This window comes from Marivirga aurantiaca, assembly GCF_016679925.1.
GTDB classification, from domain to species: Bacteria; Bacteroidota; Bacteroidia; order Cytophagales; family Cyclobacteriaceae; genus Marivirga; species Marivirga aurantiaca.
Genome location: NZ_JAEQBW010000008.1, coordinates 50,426 through 71,408, shown reverse-complemented (window position 1 = coordinate 71,408; position 20,983 = coordinate 50,426). Strand labels below are relative to the sequence as shown.

Here is a 20,983-nt window from a genome sequence, read left to right as displayed (position 1 = left end):
GTAGACAAAAAGTAAAATGCAAATGGTAGTAAAATCAATCGGAAAAAATAAAATTAAAGAAACTTAAATTAAGGCAGTATGGAACAATTCACGATATCGATATACACGGAAAACATGATTGGTTTACTGCATCGCGTGACTACTATTTTCACCCGCAGGCATATCAATATTGAGAGTATTACCGCCTCAGAAAGTGAAGTGAGTGGTATCCACAGATATACAGTTGTTATCACTGAGGAAGAGGTAAATGTAAAAAATGTAGTAAAGCAAATTGAAAAGCAAATCGAAATTTTCAAGGCTTTCTATCATCGTAACGAAGATATTGTTTACCAGGAAATGGCATTATATAAAATGCCTACCAATATTTTGTCGCAAACACGCGAGGTGGAGCAAATTGTAAGAAAACACCACGCGCGATTATTGGCTGTAGAGCCGGAGTTTACCATTATAGAGAAAACCGGTTTTAAAGAAGAAACGCAAGATCTTTTCGAACAACTCAAACCTCATGGCATTTTGGAGTTTGTTCGTTCGGGAAGAATTTCAATCTCTAAACGCATGAAGGAATTCCAGGACTATTACTCGGAAGTAGAGAAAGCCTCCAGGCTATAAATAACTGAAAAGATGACAGGAACAAAAAATAAAATCAATAAGAAGTAATCATTCACTATATATTAAAACATAAGAACAATGGCAAAATTAAAATTCGGAACAATAGAAGAAAATGTAATGACTCGTCAGGAATTCCCCTTAAAAAAGGCACAGGAGGTTTTGAAAGATGAGGTCATTGCCGTTTTAGGTTACGGAGTGCAAGGTCCCGGGCAAGCACTAAATTTAAAAGACAATGGCTTTAACGTAATTGTAGGCCAGCGTAAAGGTTCCAAAACCTGGGACAAAGCAGTGGAAGATGGCTGGATTCCCGGAAAAACACTTTTTGAACTGGAAGAAGCTGCTGAAAAAGGCACCATCTTACAATATTTATTATCAGATGCAGGACAGATTGCCCAATGGGAAACAGTAAAGAAACATTTAACTCCTGGTAAAGCCTTATATTTTTCTCATGGCTTTGGCATTACTTATTCAGATCAAACCGGCATAGTTCCTCCTAAAGATGTGGATGTAATATTAGTAGCCCCCAAGGGGTCCGGCACCAGTTTACGCAGATTATTTGTGAACGGGAGCGGCTTAAACTCCAGTTACGCCATCCACCAGGACGCTACAGGAAAAGCATTGGAAAGATGTTTGGCGCTTGGAATTGGAGTAGGCTCCGGCTACTTATTTGAAACCAATTTCAGGAAAGAGGTTTATAGCGATTTAACCGGAGAAAGAGGAAGCTTAATGGGAGCTATTCAGGGACTATTTGCTGCTCAGTATGATCTTTTACGCTCAAAGGGACATTCCCCTTCAGAAGCTTTTAACGAAACGGTAGAGGAAGCTACCCAATCACTTTATCCTTTAGTAGCTGAGAACGGAATGGACTGGATGTATGCTAATTGCTCCACCACTGCCCAGCGTGGTGCATTGGATTGGTGGAAAAAATTCCGTGATGCCGTTAAGCCTGTTTTTGAAGAACTATATGATAGTGTAGAAACTGGAAATGAAGCCAAACTAACCATTACTGCCAACGAAAAAGAAGATTACAGAGTGGAGCTGGAAAAAGAATTGAGGGAATTGAAGGATTCTGAAATGTGGCAGGCTGGTGCGGCTGTAAGAAAGCTGAGGCCTGAGAATGCTTAACAGATACAATTTCAAATTATATAGATTCCATTCCTGTCTGCCTCAAAAGGTAGACAGGAAAAGGTCATCGATTAATACTCAACATATTTTCAAATGATTGAAACATCAACAAGCTACTATCCTCATATAAAGGACATACAAAAAGCAGCTGATAAATTAAAAGGTGTAGCATTGCACACACCTTTGATGCAAAATATTGCTTTGTCCAAAGCTTATAATGCCAATATACTTTTTAAAAGGGAAGATTTACAAACCGTACGCTCCTACAAAATAAGAGGCGCTTATAATAAAATCAGTTCTTTAGATCAATCGGAATTGGGGAAAGGAATTGTTTGTGCAAGTGCCGGAAATCACGCTCAGGGGGTGGCATTTTCTTGTCAGCTTTTGAAAGTGCGAGGCACTATCTTCATGCCAGCCCCTACCCCTAAACAAAAAATTGAGCAGGTAAGAATGTTTGGTGAAGATTATGTAGAGATCATACTTATTGGAGACACATTTGATGACGCCTATTTTGCTGCAAGAGAACATTGCAAAAAAGAGAATACCTTGTTTATCCATCCATTCAATGATCCCAAGGTAATTGAGGGACAAGCTACCGTAGGCTTGGAAATATTGGATCAAACTGAATCAACTATTGATTATTTATTTCTGCCAATTGGTGGTGGCGGATTATCGGCTGGTGTAAGCACAATTTTCAAAGCCTTTTCACCTGACACTAAAATTATTGGAGTAGAGCCGGCAGGTGCTCCGGCCATGAAAAAATCTCTTGAAAATGGTTATAATACAGAACTGGATCAGATTGAAAAATTTGTTGATGGGGCAGCTGTTAAGAAAGTGGGGGACTTAAATTTTGAGATTTGCCAAAAAAACCTTTCTGAAGTTGTTACTGTAGATGAAGGGAAAATTTGTGAAATCATTCTTCAAATGTATAATAAAGATGCCATAGTGGTAGAACCCGCAGGTGCATTATCAATAGCTGTGCTGGAGCAATATCGGGAGGAAATAGTTGGCAAAAATGTAGTGTGCGTAATAAGTGGAAGCAATAACGACATTACCCGTACTGAAGAAATAAAGGAAAGAGCTTTACTTTACAGAGGTTTAAAACATTATTTCATCGTGAAATTCCCTCAACGAGCCGGGGCATTGAAGCAATTTGTAGGACATGTTTTAGGGCCTGATGATGACATTACTCATTTTGAATATACTAAAAAGAATTCCAGGGAGACAGGCGCTGCTGTAGTGGGAATTGAGTTGAAAAGATCCGAAGATTTTGAGCAGCTAGTAAGTAGAATGAAAGCGTCAGGATTTTATGGTGATTATTTAAACAGCAAAGAATACCTGATGAATTTATTGGTTTAAAGCCAATATTTAAAAAATACAATTTCTTAACATTGAAAAGGGCACAAAAAAAGCCGAAATTAATTTCGGCTTTTTTATTAGAATTTCAAGATGATCTTACTCTTCGATAACTTCTTCAGTATCATTTTGAATAGTATCAGCTCCTTGCTCGATTGCATCTTGAGTTTCCTCAGCAGCTTCATCGATAGCCTCACCAGTTTCTTCAGCTGCATCTTCGATAGCGTCACCGATTTCCTCAGTTGACTCTTCAATTTGATCAGCAGCTTCTTCTTTTTCGCTTTTGTTGTCACATGCAACTACTGCAAATGTGAAAGCAGCAAGCATAAACATTGTGAATAACTTTTTCATAGTTTAATCGGATTATGGTTTATAATGATCCAAAGGTATATAAATATTCAAACATTTGTGAATTGTTGAGTTATTTTTTTCTAAACACAAGTTTGATAGGTACCCCTTCAAAGTCAAAATTCTCCCTTAATCTGTTTTCCAGAAAACGCTCATACGGAGTTTTGATGTATTGAGGCAAATTACAGAAAAATGCAAAACATGGCGTATAAGTTGGCAATTGGGTAATATATTTTATTTTAATATGCTTCCCTTTTAAAGCCGGTGGCGGGTACTTTTCTATTTCCTTCAACATCACCTCATTAAGTGCTGAAGTCGTTACTTTTTCATGTCTGCTTTCACAAATTTTCATTGCCATCTCTATCGCCTGGAAAATTCTTTGTTTTTGAATAACAGAAGTAAAAATAATGGGAATATAATTCAGTGGCCCTAATTTTTCCTGAATCTCCTTCTTGAATTTATCATGGGTTTTGCCATCTTTCTCAATCAAATCCCACTTATTCACCATAATCATGATCCCTTTCTTGTATTTATGGGCCAATGAAATGATCTGCATGTCCTGTGCTTCGAAACCTCGTTCTGCATCAATCACAACTATACAAACATCGCTATCCTGTAAAGCCTGAATGGCCCTGATGGTAGAATAAAATTCTATATCATCTTTTAATTTAGTTTTCTTTCTTAAACCTGCGGTATCTGTGAGGATGAAATCTTTACCATATAGCTTATAATGCGTATTAATGGAGTCCCTTGTAGTACCTGCAATGTCGGTTACAATTGTGCGTTCCCTGCCTACCAATGCATTCAAAAAAGATGATTTACCTGCGTTAGGTCTTCCCAGAATGGCAATTCTCGGTATTCCTTCGTACGGGTCTTCATGATCTGACTCCAGAATCTTGACTACCTCATCCAAAATTTCCCCTGTACCTGATCCACTGGCAGATGAAATAGGAAATACCTCATCAAATCCCATGGCGTAAAATTCCCCGGCTGTATAGCTTTTCTCAAGGCTGTCTGCCTTATTGGCCACCACAAAAACAGGTTTGTTTACTTCGCGCACTATCCTGGCAAAATCTTTATCAAGTCCTGTCAAGCCTGTATGGCAATCCACCATAAATAAAATGACAGCCGCCTCATTCAATGCTTCCAATACCTGCTTTCTAATTTCAGATTCAAAAACATCCTCGGATCCGGTCACATATCCACCTGTATCAATCACAGTGAATTTTTTGCCGTTCCACTGAGCTTCACCATATTGCCTGTCACGGGTCACACCCGATTCATTATCCATGATGGCCTGCTTCTTTTCAACCAATCTATTAAAAAAGGTAGATTTACCTACATTGGGCCTACCCACTATTGCTACTATATTTGACATTCTATTTAATTACGAATTATTAATTTTTTAATTAGGAATTTGATCATCATTATAAAAATTACATTTGAATTACAATCCCTTTTCTTTCATTGTTTTTTGAATTGAGCCTATAATCTTCATTATTTCCTCACATCTTAAGATCATCTCATTTGCTCGGGTTAATTCTAAAAATCCTGAATCTCTTATCAATCTTAGCCAGTAATGTGATTCTCTTGATTCCTTATAAGAGATAGCTAGCTTAGCAAAAAAATCTCTTCTAGATTGCCCACCAATCGCTTCCTCCACATTAGCTCCAATAGATGTTCCTGCTTTCAAAAGTTGAGTTGAAATTTCAAAGTGAGTATCCTTCTTCAACAATTGGGCTATTTTAATTATATCAAGTGCAAACTGATAACTTTTTTCTTGAATTACATTATTTGATTTCATTTCCCTGAAGTTTCTAAATTAAGATTAAGACTCTGTATTCTAATATTAAAATAAAACTTCAATCTTCCAATCAACTAATTCGTAATTCTCTCATTATCAATTAGTAATTAATACCCGAATCTTTTTAACTTCAGGTCTTTTTTTCTCCAGTCCTGCTCTACCTTTACAAAAGTTTCCAGGTGCACCTGTTTGGCAAAGAATGTTTCAAGCTCTCCTCTTGACTCAATCCCAACTTTTTTAAGAGCTTCTCCCCCTTTACCTATTATTATTCCTTTCTGCGATTTACGCTCTACATAAATCTCCGCTCTTATCCGGATGATTTTTTCATCCTCCTTAAATTCAGTAACCACTACCTCACAACTGTAGGGCACTTCTTTTTTATAGTTTTTAAAAATCTTTTCCCTGATTATTTCCTCCACGAAAAATTTTTCAGGTTTATCTGTCAGTTCTTCTTTAGGAAAATAAGCCGGGTGCTCAGGCATTAAATCAAGCAGCATCTTAAATAGTTCATTGATATTAATTTCCTCCAAAGCAGAAATCATTATCTGATGATCCGGCTTAATAATTTCAGCCCAGTATTTCATTTTATCCTCTGCCTGACTTCCCTTTGACTGATCAATTTTATTCATGATCAAAATAGTGGGAATGTCCGCATTGGCAATAGTGTCAATTAAAGTATCGCCTTCCTCGTATTTCTCGTACAAATCCGTTACGAAAAGTAATACATCAGCATCTTCCAGAGAGCTTTTCACAAAACGCATCATGAATTGGTGCAGCTCGTACTGTGGTTTCAATATACCCGGTGTATCAGAATAAACGATTTGAAAATCTTCCCCACTGAGGATGCCCATGATCCTGTGCCGGGTAGTTTGCGCTTTTGATGTGATAATGGAGAGTCGCTCCCCTACCAAGGCATTCATCAAAGTAGATTTTCCTACATTAGGTTTTCCTACAATGCTGACATAGCCGGCTTTATGTGTTTTTTCTTCCATTAATAAATAATTCTTTCAATTTCGTTTAGTTAAGCTTTTGTTTTAAACCTCAACCTTTTTTCCTTCTCCAAGAGAGAAGGAAAATTGCCTTAACTAATCGAAATTAAAATTTCTTTTGCAAAGGTACTTGATTTTTCGAAACTTTGAGTTACCTTTGTATTCCTTTTGAGGGAAACATCAAGATATTATGTGAAAAGGTGTAGAAATCAAAGGCGTTTATATTGCGAGATGGAGCAGTTGGTAGCTCGTTGGGCTCATAACCCAAAGGTCGCAGGTTCGAGTCCTGCTCTCGCTACTACAAAAGGTTAATCAGAAACGGTTAACCTTTTTTTGTGCGTATTATTTTTAGAAAATGGTAAAGTATACTGTTTATATCCTTTATTCTGAAAAAATTGATCAATTCTATCGGGGTCAAACAAAAGATTTAAATGACAGATTGAAAAGACATAATAAGGGTATTGAAAAATTTACCCAAAACGGCACTCCATGGAGATTGATGTGGTCTACAATTAAAGAAACCCGGTCTGAATCACTAAAATTGGAAACTAAATTAAAAAATCTTTCAAGAGAAAGGCTTATTCGCTTCATGCTTAAGTATAAGGAAGATATAGCTGAACAGGAGATATTATTGTTCCTACAAAAGCTGACTTAGTCTTGATTATTAACACTGTCCGAGCCAAGACGAATTTCTGCTATTGGCAGAAATTGTCTTGATGCTGACAAGCTTTGCTTCGTCAGCATCCTGCTCTAGCTACTACAAAAGGTTAATCAGAAATGGTTAACCTTTTTTTTGTGCTTTTTGGGTTTTGGAGAATGAAAGGTGTTTTAAAATCACGGATCAATCTACAAACCAGATCGGTTCTCTCAGCTTTAGATACCCTCCTGGAGCTTCTATCTCACTTACTCTTATCAACCTCCTATTCTAATTTTCACTAAAAGTATCTTCTTCCAGTAATTTTAACAGGATTTATAATAGGTAAAGAAATCTGCAGTCTGTATTCGTTGAAGATTGGTGTCATCTATAAATTCTTTTAAACAATCTTGTAAATATAAAACTATTATACTTACTTTGTTTTTCAAAGTACTTTTGCAATGAACACACCTCAAAAAGAATTATCTGAAATAAAAGCCATTATGGAAAGGAGCACCCGCTTTATTTCTCTCAGCGGAATGTCCGGTGTAATGGCAGGTATTTATGCTTTAATAGCCTCAGCTTTGGCTTACTATTGGGTGTATTACCCCAATTCTCCTTTTGGTTTCAGGATTTCCTATGTAAATGATGAGCAAATATTGCTGAAGCTTATTGTTACTGCTATCATCGTTTTAGTGCTTTCCGTAGGTACAGGAATTTACCTTACCAAAAAGAAAACTCAAAAAAACAATACTAAGTTTTGGAGCACTACCAGCAAAAGGTTCCTTTTCTCCTTATTCATACCAATAATTGTAGGTGGCTTTTTTACCTTAGCACTTATTTTAAGAGGCTATCTTATAATAGTTGCTCCGGCTACACTCATATTTTATGGAATGGCGCTATTAAATGCTTCTCATTTTACGTTAAGCGATATCAAATACCTGGCTTACTGCCAAATTGCATTGGGAATATTATCTGCTTTCTTCCCTGGTTACGGCTTAATTTTCTGGTCGCTTGGTTTTGGCGTTTTGCACATTGTGTATGGTATTACTATGTATTTAAAATACGACAGATAATTGAAAAAACAATTTGACAAAGCGTTTGAAAATGTTGTGCGGCTTCGTATCATGTCTGTATTGATGGTAAATGAAGAGTACGACTTCAATTCCTTTAAGGAACTTTTAGAAGTGACTGATGGGAATCTTGCCTCGCATTTGAAATCGCTGGAAAAGCAAGAATTTATTACCGTACAGAAATCCTTTGTAGGCAGAAAAACGCAAACCACTTACAAAGCTACTCCATCAGGAAAAGAAGCATTTCAGGCACATCTTTCCTTCCTGGAAAATCTTATTAAAGAAAACAAAAACTAAAAAAATTTAATTTTTTACTTTGAAATACAAAGCACTTTTAAATCAATAACTAACTATGGAAGAATCAAAATCAGTACTCGAAAAACTTCAAGAATGGACAAACAAGTCAGTAAGTCTAAAATTACTCACAATTGGCTTCATTATTTTAATGCTGCTTATCCCTCAATCATTTATTAGCGACTTGATAAGGGAAAGGCAGGTACGTCAATTTGAGGTAGAGCAGGAGGTCACGGAAAAATGGTCGCGACAACAAACACTTATTGGCCCGTACCTATCATTGCCCTTTTATACCATCAAAGAAATAATGGTGGAGAAGGAACTCAAATATGTTAAAGAACATAAAACAGCATACTTCTTTCCTCAAGCTTTAAGTATAGATGGCAATGTGGACGGAAAATCGCTTCACAGAGGTATTTTCGATGTGGTGGTGTATAATTCCGACCTTAACCTGAAAGGAAATTTTACAAAAGCCAATCTGACAGCATTGGGCATTGATGCTGCCAATGTAAACTGGGACAAACTTAAAATGCATGTGAGCCTGAGTGATATGAGAGGCATTGGAGAAAACACAAAAATCATAGTGAATGGAAAGGAAAAAGTAGCAGAACCTTACCATGATGACATCAATAATTTATCCGGGCTGGTAGTAGATTTGGAAGGCAATGAAGAAATGGATGCCATTCAGTTTTCCTGTAAGCTTGCTTTAAAAGGAAGCAAAGGAATGTTTTTTACCCCAATCGGTAAAACCACAACCGTAAACTTAAAAGGAGATTGGAATTCACCTAGTTTCCAGGGTGACTTTATACCGGAAAACAGAAATGTAACAGAAAGCGGATTTGAAGGCGAATGGAAAGTACTACATTTTAATAGACCCTTCGGACAGGAATTTGTCAACAACATGCCGAATCTGGAAAAATCAAGCTTCGGCTTAACGCTCAACATGCCGGTTGATCAATATCAGAAAAGCACCCGCACTGCTAAATATGCATTACTCATCATAGTTTTAAGCTTCCTTTCCATGTTTTTAATGGAAATTATTGGTAAGAATAAAATTCACCCACTACAATACACCTTAGTAGGACTCGCCCTAATTCTTTATTACACTTTATTGATTGCCTTATCAGAGCATATTGGCTTTAGTAAAGCTTATTTTATTTCTTCGGCTTCCACTATTTTATTGCTGGTGCTCTACTCTTTTACATTATTTACCAAAAAAATCAATACGATCATCTTCTCTATTATCTTATGTGTGTTCTACCTTTTTATTTACATCATCACCAAAGAACAGGATTATGCTTTACTAATTGGTAGTTTTGGATTATTTATAGCTTTGGCAGTAACCATGTTTGCTTCCAGAAAGATTAATTGGTACAAAGCCAACTCATAATTTTTATTGCTTAATAAAGCCTGATCGGCCACCATTCCCGATCAGGCTTTGTTTTATCAATTTACCCTACTATTCCCTCTAAGGAAGAACGCCATCTTCCCTTTCAACAAATCAATTTTCTTTAGAAAAACACCATCCTATTTGTTTACTATTGTATTTTATTTAGATGAAATTTAGTTAAAATCATTTACTCATTAGAGAAATAAATTTATATTTACTTCTTACCAAAACTTAAAAACAATTTAATATGATGCATTTCAACCACTACTTAAAACTCTCCTTGGCTTTCGCTTTGTGTATAAGCTTCACCAGTTGTGATAATTCTCCAAAAGAAAAGGCAGACTCAAAAGAAGACGCCATTTTTTTAGATCCTTTTGCGGCCAATAATAATATTTACCCTCCTGATTCCATTTACTCAGGGCCTTTTTTCGAAGGCAACTATAATTATCCAACAGAAGTAGCCCCAATGGACTATCCCTGGGAAGAGGTTTCCAATGGCCAACCTATTACTCAGGAAAATGCTGCTGAATACATAATGGCTGCCAGAAATTATATTAAGGATGCAATGTCAGTCATGATCAACGAACCGGCTCAATGGCCAACAAGTACTCACCGAAAAGATTGGTACAATATGGCCTGGAGTGGTCAGGAATATCAGAAAACTGAATGGGATGGTTTAGAAACCGTTTACGGTACAATGACAGGACAAGTACTTAAAAATGATATTTTCACGGACTACGGATATTCCCAACCCATGCAGAACCATGCTTTAGTATATTATAATGAGCTCGCAGCAGTAACACTGAATAAGTTATGGAAATCAAAAGATCCTAGTGGCTTTTATCCTGATTATACTACTGAAGCTGCACAGTTTGAACAAAATGCTGTTATTATAAAAGCTGCCGGAACTACAGCCACCGGAGAAGATTGGGAAATAATGGAAGGTGCCGGTACTTTTCCAATTTACAGAGAAGTAGCTTTTGGCCCTGATACGGCTAAAGGTCCTATGCTACAGGAATTGGCCTGGATCCAATTTGATATTATTATAAAAGACACCATTGCTGCCCCCGAAACAGGCTGGGTATTCTCCACATTTATCTATGATAAAAACAGTAGCGGAGATAACACTTTTGATCGCCTTGAATTATTGGGAGTTAGCTGGGGAAATGATCCCAATCAAATGGACACTACTAAAAGTCTTTCGGAAACTTATATAAACCCGGCAGCACCTGATTACTACCGTGCCAATATTGGCTTTGGAGGCAGGCTTTCCGGACCAATAGATGTGGCTTTGGTTGGTGGCATAAGATCAGATGGAACAACCGATAGCGTTTTCGTCCTGGATGAACAAGGAAAAGCAAAAGGAGGAAAGTCTTATCTGCACCTGCGTGCTTCCGCATGTTTTAGTTGTCATGGCACTTCATCATTTCCGGCACAAAATGATTTTTACCCATCGCCAAAACAAAACCTTGTTTACACAGATACACTTTACAATCAAAATACCAAAGGCTGGGAAAATTATTTCAAAAACCGTTCTGGCACAGAAATTATGCCGGCACTTGATGGAGTACAAAAATCTACAATGGCTTTGGATTATGACCTGTTCATGCAATTTGCTTTAAACAACTCTTTGCAAGGACTCCACCTTGACGGAACTGACAAGCCAGCTCTACCGGAAAATTACACGCCTCTTGACAAAAAGAAGCATCCTGTTTTGGCTATGCCTAAATCAAAGTAATTTCCAGGTAGATATTTGTCCGGCTATAAGCCCCCTAATTTTAAGGCAATATTTTTTCATTGTTAAATTTGACTTTTAATAATTCCTCCGATATGAAATCAGGAACGAATACAGAATTAATATACGATTCATTCTCTACCAGCATTTATAAAGGCGCACAGGAAAACCATCCCGGCCTTGTACTGACCAAAATCCTTAAAAAGGAAGGAGAAAGTGCCAAAAGAATTGCACAACTTGAGAATGAATTTCTTATAAGCAAGAAAATAAACAGTTCAAGCTTTAGGAAAGTCCTTGAAAAAACCATTATTGAAGGACAGCATGCATTAATTCAGGAATATATTGAGGGAAAAACATTAAAAGAAGCATTTGCAAACCAACAGATGCAGATTGATACCTTTTTGGACATAGCCATAAAATCCACTGAATTGCTCAGTGTACTCCATCGGCAAAACATTATCCATAAAGATATAAATAGTAACAATATTCTCTACCGTGAGGATCAAAAGCAGGTTTATATCATTGATTTCAACATTGCCTCGGAAATATCCCTTAAATCCAACCAACTGGAAAACCCTGAGAAATTAGAAGGTACATTACAATACATTTCACCGGAACAAACAGGCAGGGTGAATAGAATTGTTGATTTCAGAAGTGATCTCTATTCATTAGGGATCACTTTTTTTGAATTATTATGTGGCAGTTTGCCCTTTAATTCGGATGATGCACTGGAACTTCTCCATTTCCACATTGCACGAAAACCACCTTTGGCGCATCAAACAAATGCCAACATTCCTGAAACTCTTTCTCTCATTATCGATAAGTTACTTTCCAAAAATGCGGAAGACAGATTTCAATCTGCTTATGGACTACTACATGATTTAAAGAAATGCAGGGAATTACTTCAGAAAAAGGGGGAAATTACGCCTTTTGAATTGGGGGAGAATGATTTTTCCAATGATTTCAGAATTTCAGAAAAACTTTACGGACGAGAAGGAGATATAAAAGATTTATTGGAATCTTTTGACCGGGTCAGTAATGGAGCAAAAGAACTTGTTTTGGTAAAAGGTGCTTCAGGAACCGGTAAATCTGCTCTGATCAGCGAAATACACAAACCTATTACAGAAAAGAAAGGTATCTATATTGCCGGAAAATTTGATCAATTTCAACGCAACAATCCTTATTTTGCCATTAGCCAGGCTTTCAAAGGATTTTGTAAATCATTACTCACTGCCCCTGAAGAAGTATTAAAGGAATGGAAAGAAAAAATACAAAATACTGTAGGGGAAAACGGAGAGGTGTTGATTGAAATTATTCCTCAATTAGCATTAATCATTGGAAAACAACCCACTTTACCGGCTCTGGGAGCTGTAGAATCACAAAACAGATTGAATTTTGTTTTCCAAAACTTCATTAAAGCTATAGCGAGACCTGATCAGCCTTTGGCATTGTTTATAGATGACATGCAATGGGCGGATAATGCTTCATTAAATTTACTCTACGCTTTATTATCTGACAAAGAACTCCATCACTTCATGATCATACTTTCCTACAGGGACAATGAAGTAGATGAAGCACATCCTTTCAGTCAAATGTTAAGGAAGTTGCAGAGTGAACAATTGGCTACTTCAACTTTAACTTTGAGCAACCTTGAATCCAGCCATATCATTGATTTGGTTCAGGATGCCTTTCTTGATAAAAGTGATTCACTAAAGGAATTGGCCGGACATATTCAGCAAAAAACCAACGGCAATGCATTTTTCGTCAACCAATTTCTGACTACCCTCTATAGACAGGGGTGTATTACTGCGGAGATTGAAAACAGAAGATGGGTATACGACAAAAATAAAGTTAATGAATTAGGATTCAGCGACAATGTCCTGGAATTGATGATGCGCAAAGTAGATGTATTGCCAAATGATGTGAAGGACATTATGCAAATAGCTGCGGTTATTGGTAGCGTTTTCTCATTAGAATTCCTGGCTTCCATTAAGGAAGTGCAAAAAGAAACAATAGCAGTTACTTTAAAAAAATGCCTCCAGGAAAATCTCATTGTCCCTATTTCAGACAACTATAGTTTAATTGACAGTGAAAAGATTGCAGAGGATATAGAATTCAAATTTATACATGACAGAATACAACAAGCTTTCTATCAATTGTCAGATAATGATGAAACAAGTCGTCTGCATCTGGCCATAGGCCGAAACCTAATGCAATTTGCCAGTGAGAAAGAAGAGACTATTTTTGATATGGTGAACCATCTAAATGAAGCCATTGCCCTTATTCAGGAATCTGAAGATAGTCTCAAAGTTGCCCACTATAATGCAATGGCGAGTGAAAAAGCCATGCTTTCCTCTGCATTTGGCTCTGCCCTGAACTACGCCATCAAAGGAATGGAAGTGCTGGAAGGCAAAGATATAGATGATAGACAGAATGTACTTTTCCACCTAAGTCTGGCAAGAGCAGAAGCCGAGCATTTATCTGACAATGATGAGGCTGCCAATAAATACTTTGATCTGGCCATTTACCGGGCCAGATCAAAAAATCAGGTGGCCAGGGCCTATGAGAAAAAAATACATTTTTACACCAATATTGGGGAGTTTAAGAAAGCATATGCCACCGGAAGTGAGGTTTTAAAGAAAGTTTACTCCATTAATTTACCCTCCACTCCTTCCAAACCGGCTTTGATCATCCAAATGCTCAAAACCAAAAGTAAATTCAGGGGTCAACCCATTAGGGATTTTGTCAATCATCCTGTGGCACAAGATGAAGAGATTGTGTCAGCAGTAAAATTGATTGCTGCTATTTTAAAATCAGCTTATCAGATTAAACCTGAACTGGCAGTAGCCAACGCAATGGTGATGGTCAATTTGTGTATGAAACATGGCAATACCGCTGATAGTGCTATTGGATACCTGGTTTTTGGGGGGATATTTCTTGGGGGCATTCTCGGCATGAGGAAAACAGGTAATTTATTTGGTCAGTTAGCCATTGATTTGAACGAAAAATTCAAAAATGCTACTCAAAAAAGTGAAGTATTATTTGTGAATGGATACTTTGCCACTTCCTGGTTGAACCCAATTAAAGATGCCGAAAGTTATTTCCAACAAGCCTATGAAGTAGGTTTGGAGACAGGAGATTTATTCCATACAGGTTGCAGCTGCTGTGCCATTCTACAACACCAGTTAATAAAAGGCACTCCTTTAGCTCAAATAGAGAAAAATGCCAACAACTATCTGGAATTATTACAAAAGTTAAGTAATAACAAAGAAACTATTGGGACGGTATCGGCCATAAAACAAGCCGTTCTGTGTTATAAAGGGGAGACAAGCAGGGCTACTTCTTTTGACAGCGATGATTTCTCCGAAGAAAAATATGCTGCAAGTGCAAATGAATATGTTTCCCAACATTTTGCCCATTACTTCTACCTGAACAAACTTTTCAATCAATTTTTAAATAGTGATTTTGAGGAAAGTAATGAAACACTAAAGAAATCTGCTTCTCTAATGGAAGCATCGGCCGGAATGTTGCATAGTACTGAGCATTATTTTCTTCAAGGGTTAATTACTTCCGGCATGGCTGCGCAAAGTAAATCCTATTTAAAACCTTTAAAAAGTGCTTTAAATAAGTTTAAAAAATGGTCCCAATCCAATCCAGAAAATTTTGAAGCCAAATATCTTTTATTGGATGCTGACTATTTATCCCTTAAAAACAAAAAATGGCAGGCATCAAAAAGATATTCAGAGGCACTGGAAAAAGCCAAGAAGGATGAATTCAACCATCTTATACCTGTTATCCATGAAAAACTCTCTATTCTATTCGAATCCGATAACCGAATGGATGAATCTTTTTTTCACATGCAACAAGCTATTGTATTGTTTCAAAGGCAAGGTTTTAACCAAAAACATGACCAGCTAAGCAAAAAACAGCAAAATAATTTTAGAAGTACAATGAGTACTTACTCCAATGACTCAACCAGTAGTACCAGTACCAATTACTCGGTGGGAAAAGGAAATGTGGTCGACATCAATACGATAATTAAATCTGCCCAAACTTTATCCGGTGAGGTGGTATTATCCAATTTATTGGAGAAAGTAATGCACTTGGTTATTGAGAATGCCGGGGCTGAAAAAGGGTTTTTACTCATTAAAGAAGAACAAGATCAACAATGGTATGTTGAGGCAGAATGTAATATTGAAAACAAACAAATAGAGGTATTAAAACATATTCCATTAAAGGCAATGACCCCAAGAGGTGAAAAAGAGGTTATTTCTGCCGGAATTGTTAACTATGTAATGCGTACCAAAGAAAATGTAGTACTCAATGATGCTTCAAAAGAAGGCAACTTTACATCCGATGAGCATATTCTGAATACCTCACCTAAGTCCATTCTTTGTATTCCATTGATATACAAAGGTAAGATGACAGGCATTTTATACCTGGAAAACAATTTGTCTTATGGCGCCTTTAATGCAGAACGGATAGAAATTCTTAATATGCTTACCACTCAAATGGCCATTTCCATAGATAATGCCATGTTGTATGAAAACCTGGAAGAAAAAGTGCAGGAGCGTACATCTGAAGTGGTAAAACAAAAGGAAATTATTGAGCAAAAGAATGAAAATATTACGGCCAGTATCAAATATGCCGAAAGAATACAGAATGCTTCTTTACCCACTAATGAAAGTATCAGTGCCTCATTGAAAGAGAATTTCATTCTGTTTAAGCCAAGGGACATTGTTTCGGGCGATTTTTATTGGTTTGCTGAAAACAAGAAAAAAGTTTTTATTGCAGCGATCGATTGTACCGGCCATGGTGTGCCCGGGGCATTTATGTCGTTGGTAGGTGATTCACACCTCACTCAGATTGTGAAGCAAAATAACATACTACAACCTGGTAAAATACTGGACAGCCTACATAATGCCATTCAAAAATCTTTAAAGCAGAAAGAGAGCCAAAACCAGGACGGTATGGATGCAGCTCTTTGTGGGATAGACTTTAACAACAACACCCTTGAGTTTGCAGGGGCCAATAATCCATTGGTAATGGTGAAAGCTAATGGTGAGATGGAAATCATTAAGGCCAATAAAATGGCAATTGGAGGCAAAAGAAAAAACAAAAACAAAGAGAAGTTCACCAATCACATTGTTTCCATGGAAGCAAAAACTACTTATTATTTATTCTCGGACGGTTATGCTGACCAATTCGGTGGGCCTGATGACAGGAAATTTATGGTAAAGAGATTCAAAAACCTGTTGCAGGAAATTGCCAATGAGCCTATGGAACAGCAAAAAGAAATTCTTGAATACAGATTTAATGAATGGAAAGCTGACAAAGGCCAGGTAGATGATATTCTGGTAATTGGGTTTAGGACAGTATAAAGGGAATTCAGAGATTTAAGTAAGGTTGAAATTACATAGTGGATGTTCTCAGAATATCACCCTTTCATTAACTCCTGCATCATCCTCGCATTTTCGGGAGCTCGTGCTTTTTGATCGTTGTTAAAATAAATATAACTGCTTTGCAGATCTTTCATTTCCTGTAAGCTTTTGGCCCAGTTTTTCAATTCCTCTTCAGAATATAAACCGCTATACCATTGTTCAGTTCCGTGAAAACGTAAATATGCTTTATTTGTAGTATTAACTCTATCATTTCTTAAATCATCAGGAGCTGATAGCATGCAGAAACTCACATTATACTTTTTAAGTACTTCATATACCTCCTCATCAAACCAGGAATTATGTCTGAACTCGATTACATTATTATAATCTGTGCTTAAAGCCTGACAGAATTTACCAAGCTTCTCCATATCCTTATGAATATACCCCGGTAGTTGCCATAATATACAGCCCAATTTGCCACCTAATGTTTCAATGGAATAATAAAAATTAGATAAAGATTCCTCAGGTTTAGTCATCTTTTTTATATGAGTGATAAACCGACTGCCTTTTAGTGTGAATTTAAAATTACCTGATACCTGATCGTACCAATTTTTAAGAGTTGCTTCTTTAGGAAGACCATAAAAAGTTGTATTAATTTCAACAGAGTTAAAATGATGTGCATAATAAGCCAGCCATTCCTTTCTGGGTAAATTTTCGGGATAAAACTTCCCTCTCCAATCGTTATAATGAAAGCCGGAACATCCGATGTATGTTTGCATAATGTAATAGTTTCCGTAAGGCAGTTAGGAAAAATAATAGCTCTGTTTGTATAATCTGTACGCCTGTTAATAAATAAGAGTTGAAGTAATAAGTAATAATATTTCAGAATGGATAAAATCAATTTACTTTTACGGCCTGTAATACTAATTATTTGAGAATCATGGAACAGGTTTACGTTACTGACAAAATATTTGAAAAAACAGATTTTAGTTTAAGCCCACTTGCAAAAGGGGAATATGAACAATGTACGTTTGTAAACTGCGATTTCTCTAACTCTGACCTCTCTGAGATTAAATTCCTTTCATGTGAATTTTCACTTTGCAACTTAAGTTTGGCCAAATTAAATCATACAGCACTTAGTGAGGCAATATTTATTGATTGTAAAATGCTGGGCTTGGATTTTGAAGCTTGTAATGACTTCGGACTAAGTGTTAGCTTTAGAAACTGTATCCTGAACAACTCTTCTTTTTATAAATTAAAACTCAAAAAAACATCTTTTACAGCTTGTAAACTTCTGGAAGTGGATTTTTCTGAATGTGATTTAAGTTTCGCAGTGTTTGACAATTCCGATTTATCAGGAGCTACTTTCGATAATACCCTTCTGGAAAAGTCAGATTTCAGGAAGGCTCTTAACTATAGTATTGATCCGGAAAGAAACCGAATCAAGAAAGCGAAATTTTCTTACAATGGAATAATAGGCCTGCTAGGGAAATATAATATTGAGGTAGAATAAAAGGTCGTGTTATTTTCTTTTGCTTGCAGTTGGGGCAATGCTATTTCAGGATGGGACAAAATGATTGTAAAAAAAAGCCATTCCAAATTAATGAAATGGCTTTTTAAGATTTTCTAAAGTCTAATTATTTATCAAATTCATAAAGATCAAAATCAGTAAAGTGCTTTTCATGATCTATTTCCAGATCATTCAATAGCCCATCATGCAGGTCATACACCCAGCCATGAACCTGTAGATCCTGCCCGGCATTTTTAGCCATTTGCACTATACTTGTCATGTGCAGATTAAAAACCTGTTCCTTTACATTGCTTTCAACCAGACGTCTGAATCTGGCATCATCGGATTCCGCTGCTTCCACATAATCCCTGTTTTTACTATAGGAATCTTTTATATTTCTCAGCCATGCATCAATAAGGCCAAGGCTTTTATTTCCCATGGCAGCAGCTACTCCACCACAGCCATAATGACCGCATACAATGACATGTTCTACTTTTAATACCTGTACAGCATATTGCAAAACAGACATGAGGTTCATATCAGTATGCACGACCATATTGGCAATATTTCGGTGAACAAACATTTCTCCCGGTTCTGTGCCAGTAATTTCATTGGCAGGCACCCTGCTATCTGAACATCCAATAAACAAATATTTTGGCTTCTGGCCTTCCGCCATTTTTTTGAAATAATCCGGATCAAGATTTAACTTATCACTGACCCATTTTCTATTATTTTCAAATAGCCTTGCGTATGATTGTTGCATAATCGATTAATTATACTTGTCGTAAAATTTTTCAAGGCCAATGAAATCTACCTGGATATCCTTGTATTTGGCTCCTTCATTTTTAAAGGTGGTGATAGCCTCTAAAACATCGTAATCTATATAAACTGAATTACTTGCATCAATAATCACCTGGGAGTTTTCAGGCAGACTATCCAAAGTTTTCACCATGCTGGCTTTGTTAAGAAAAGTAACCTCTTCTGACAACACTAATCTTACAGGATCTCCCTCTTGGTGCAATTTAGCATCAAATGAATAGGTGTTCTTCATGTTTTTGAGTAAAATATTAAGAATACCCACAACCAGTCCTATGATAATACCAATCAATAAATCGGTAAAAACAATAGCCAGAATCGTAATAATGAACGGGTAAAACTGGCCTCTACCTGTTCGGTACATTTGTTTAAATAAGCCTGCGTTGGCCAATTTATAACCTGTAACCAATAATATGGCAGCCAAACTTGCATAAGGGATGAGGTTAATAATTTGAGGAATGGCTAAAACAGACGCCATTAAAAATAAACCGTGCAAAAATGCAGACAGCTTGGTTTTAGCTCCTGAATTTATATTTACTGAGCCTCTTACAATTACAGCTGTCATGGGCAAACCGCCAATTAATCCTGCAAAAATATTACCCACACCCTGGGCTTTTAATTCCCTGTTAAGAGGAGTCCTTCTTTTCTGAGGATCTAATTTATCTACTGCCTCAATACTCAACAATGTTTCTAAACTGGCCACAATGGCAATGGTTATTGCTATAGTATATATTTTTGGATCAGAGAGTACGCTAAAATCCGGAAAAGTGAATAATTCTGAAAAGTTAGTATCTGTTCCCAATTCAGGAATTGTCACCAAATGATCCTGACTCAATGCCATTCCATTTCCTAAGTAGATAAAAAGTTGATTTATAGCAACTCCTAAAAACACTACCAGCAAAGGGGCAGGAATAGATTTTAATGATTTAATTTTAAGATAGTTCCAGCCAATCAATATAGCCAAGGAGGCAATTGAAATAATAACTGCTGCCAGGCTCATTTGATTAAAAGCATTTACTATCGCACTTAAAGCATTTTCATGATTGACCTGCCAAAAATCCAGATCTCCCAAATAGTCCTTGTCATACCCAAAGGCGTGAGGTATTTGCTTTATTATGAGCAAAATACCTATTGCGGCCAGCATCCCTTTTATTACTGATGAGGGGAAATAATTCCCGATTGTTCCCGCTTTAAGGAAACCTAGAACTAATTGAATAACTCCGGCTAAAACAACGGCTACTAAAAACCCTTCAAAAAAACCTATATCCTCAATGGCATTTAAAACAATTACTGCCAAGCCCGCTGCGGGCCCTGAAACTGCCAATTGGCTTCCACTGAGCATGGCTACTAATACCCCTCCAACAACGCCAGTTATAATACCTGAAAACAAAGGTGCCCCGGAAGCCAGGGCTATTCCTAAACAAAGTGGCAAGGCCACCAAAAACACCACTATTCCGGACAGGGCATCATTTTTAAAATAGGAGAGATTTAGACCCGTAAGCCTATTAAATTTGGACTTATCCATATTAAGAATTTGTAATTATAATTTATTGATTAATTAATTTCCTGTACTTATATTAAACTAAGTCAGGTGGCGGGGAAAGAGGAGTTAATATAAGTGAAGTGTAGTGATGAAATGGGTATTCCTGTCCTGATAAAGAACCTGGTAAAAAGAGAGGATTAAATTTATTCAGTGTAGTAATTTTATCGAAAATCTTTCCAAAATTTTCACCACCGGTTTTATTTTCTTCGTGACCTTCCTTCGACTCCTCTTCAAATATATTAAGGCCGATATCTGATCCATCGTCAAGATCCCCTGCTATTCCTTTATTATTTAGCTCCTGAACTGCGGAAAGGCATAGCTGTGGTATGAAAGCTACATTTAATAAGCTTATGATAAACATTAGGGCTATGAGCTG

General features: G+C 36.8%; 18 protein-coding genes and 1 tRNA gene. 11 read left to right on the top strand and 8 right to left on the bottom strand.

The window, feature by feature from the left end:
* The first annotated feature begins 78 nt into the window (after nt 1-78).
* The 3 genes from ilvN to ilvA all read left to right on the top strand — a co-directional run bounded on the left by ilvN (nt 79) and on the right by ilvA (nt 3,093).
* Nucleotides 79-609, top strand: a complete 531-nt coding sequence (gene ilvN / locus JKA74_RS15615) for an acetolactate synthase small subunit (protein WP_201432155.1) — start codon at nt 79-81, stop codon at nt 607-609.
* Between the two features lie 78 nt (nt 610-687).
* Nucleotides 688-1,734 (top strand): ketol-acid reductoisomerase, encoded by a 1,047-nt coding sequence (gene ilvC, locus JKA74_RS15610; RefSeq protein ID WP_201432154.1) that lies wholly within the window; start codon nt 688-690, stop codon nt 1,732-1,734.
* 93 nt (nt 1,735-1,827) lie between these two features.
* Entirely contained in the window at nt 1,828-3,093 is a 1,266-nt protein-coding gene (gene ilvA, locus JKA74_RS15605; RefSeq protein WP_201432153.1) for a threonine ammonia-lyase, read from the top strand.
* Between the two features lie 96 nt (nt 3,094-3,189).
* Here the strand turns inward: ilvA and JKA74_RS15600 are convergent, their stop codons facing one another.
* From JKA74_RS15600 to era, 4 genes are all read right to left on the bottom strand, one after another.
* Nucleotides 3,190-3,441 carry a hypothetical protein gene (locus JKA74_RS15600; protein WP_201432152.1) on the bottom strand — a complete coding sequence of 84 codons (252 nt, stop codon included), beginning with the start codon at nt 3,439-3,441 and terminating at the stop codon, nt 3,190-3,192.
* A 70-nt stretch (nt 3,442-3,511) separates the two neighbouring features.
* Nucleotides 3,512-4,816 (bottom strand): ribosome biogenesis GTPase Der, encoded by a 1,305-nt coding sequence (der, locus tag JKA74_RS15595; RefSeq protein WP_201432151.1) that lies wholly within the window; start codon nt 4,814-4,816, stop codon nt 3,512-3,514.
* Nucleotides 4,817-4,885: 69 nt separating this feature from the next.
* Complete coding sequence (locus JKA74_RS15590) at nt 4,886-5,242, bottom strand: four helix bundle protein (RefSeq protein WP_201432150.1); 357 nt, start codon at nt 5,240-5,242, stop codon at nt 4,886-4,888.
* Nucleotides 5,243-5,349: 107 nt separating this feature from the next.
* The gene (era, locus tag JKA74_RS15585) at nt 5,350-6,234 is read right to left on the bottom strand and encodes a GTPase Era (RefSeq protein ID WP_201432149.1); all 885 of its coding nucleotides are present in this window, start codon (nt 6,232-6,234) and stop codon (nt 5,350-5,352) included.
* A gap of 222 nt (nt 6,235-6,456) precedes the next feature.
* Here era and JKA74_RS15580 point away from each other — a divergent pair.
* The 7 genes from JKA74_RS15580 (at nt 6,457) to JKA74_RS15550 (ending at nt 16,738) form a co-directional block, all read left to right on the top strand.
* Nucleotides 6,457-6,529 (top strand) — tRNA-Met (locus JKA74_RS15580).
* Nucleotides 6,530-6,586: 57 nt separating this feature from the next.
* Nucleotides 6,587-6,886 (top strand): GIY-YIG nuclease family protein, encoded by a 300-nt coding sequence (locus JKA74_RS15575; RefSeq protein WP_201432148.1) that lies wholly within the window; start codon nt 6,587-6,589, stop codon nt 6,884-6,886.
* Between the two features lie 440 nt (nt 6,887-7,326).
* The gene (locus JKA74_RS15570) at nt 7,327-7,941 is read left to right on the top strand and encodes a hypothetical protein (protein WP_201432147.1); all 615 of its coding nucleotides are present in this window, start codon (nt 7,327-7,329) and stop codon (nt 7,939-7,941) included.
* Complete coding sequence (locus tag JKA74_RS15565) at nt 7,942-8,235, top strand: winged helix-turn-helix domain-containing protein (RefSeq protein WP_201432146.1); 294 nt, start codon at nt 7,942-7,944, stop codon at nt 8,233-8,235.
* A gap of 55 nt (nt 8,236-8,290) precedes the next feature.
* Nucleotides 8,291-9,622 (top strand): cell envelope integrity protein CreD, encoded by a 1,332-nt coding sequence (gene creD, locus JKA74_RS15560; RefSeq protein ID WP_201432145.1) that lies wholly within the window; start codon nt 8,291-8,293, stop codon nt 9,620-9,622.
* A 247-nt stretch (nt 9,623-9,869) separates the two neighbouring features.
* Nucleotides 9,870-11,360 (top strand): hypothetical protein, encoded by a 1,491-nt coding sequence (locus JKA74_RS15555; protein ID WP_201432144.1) that lies wholly within the window; start codon nt 9,870-9,872, stop codon nt 11,358-11,360.
* Nucleotides 11,361-11,452: 92 nt separating this feature from the next.
* On the top strand, nt 11,453-16,738 hold the full coding sequence (locus JKA74_RS15550; RefSeq protein ID WP_201432143.1) for an AAA family ATPase: 5,286 nt from the start codon (nt 11,453-11,455) through the stop codon (nt 16,736-16,738).
* A gap of 56 nt (nt 16,739-16,794) precedes the next feature.
* Here JKA74_RS15550 and JKA74_RS15545 read toward each other — a convergent pair whose 3' ends face one another.
* Complete coding sequence (locus JKA74_RS15545) at nt 16,795-17,517, bottom strand: DUF72 domain-containing protein (RefSeq protein WP_201432142.1); 723 nt, start codon at nt 17,515-17,517, stop codon at nt 16,795-16,797.
* Between the two features lie 161 nt (nt 17,518-17,678).
* Here JKA74_RS15545 and JKA74_RS15540 point away from each other — a divergent pair, with 161 nt between their 5' ends.
* Nucleotides 17,679-18,251 (top strand): pentapeptide repeat-containing protein, encoded by a 573-nt coding sequence (locus tag JKA74_RS15540; RefSeq protein WP_201432141.1) that lies wholly within the window; start codon nt 17,679-17,681, stop codon nt 18,249-18,251.
* Nucleotides 18,252-18,375: 124 nt separating this feature from the next.
* Here the strand turns inward: JKA74_RS15540 and JKA74_RS15535 are convergent, their stop codons facing one another.
* Genes JKA74_RS15535 through JKA74_RS15525 form a run of 3 tightly spaced genes read right to left on the bottom strand, consistent with a single transcriptional unit; the run spans nt 18,376 to nt 20,968 of the window.
* Nucleotides 18,376-19,011: a carbonic anhydrase gene (locus tag JKA74_RS15535; protein WP_201432140.1), complete on the bottom strand. Its 636-nt coding sequence runs from the start codon at nt 19,009-19,011 to the stop codon at nt 18,376-18,378.
* A gap of 6 nt (nt 19,012-19,017) precedes the next feature.
* Nucleotides 19,018-20,589 (bottom strand): SulP family inorganic anion transporter, encoded by a 1,572-nt coding sequence (locus JKA74_RS15530; protein WP_201432139.1) that lies wholly within the window; start codon nt 20,587-20,589, stop codon nt 19,018-19,020.
* A gap of 52 nt (nt 20,590-20,641) precedes the next feature.
* Entirely contained in the window at nt 20,642-20,968 is a 327-nt protein-coding gene (locus JKA74_RS15525; RefSeq protein ID WP_201432138.1) for a hypothetical protein, read from the bottom strand.
* Nucleotides 20,969-20,983 lie beyond the last annotated feature (15 nt).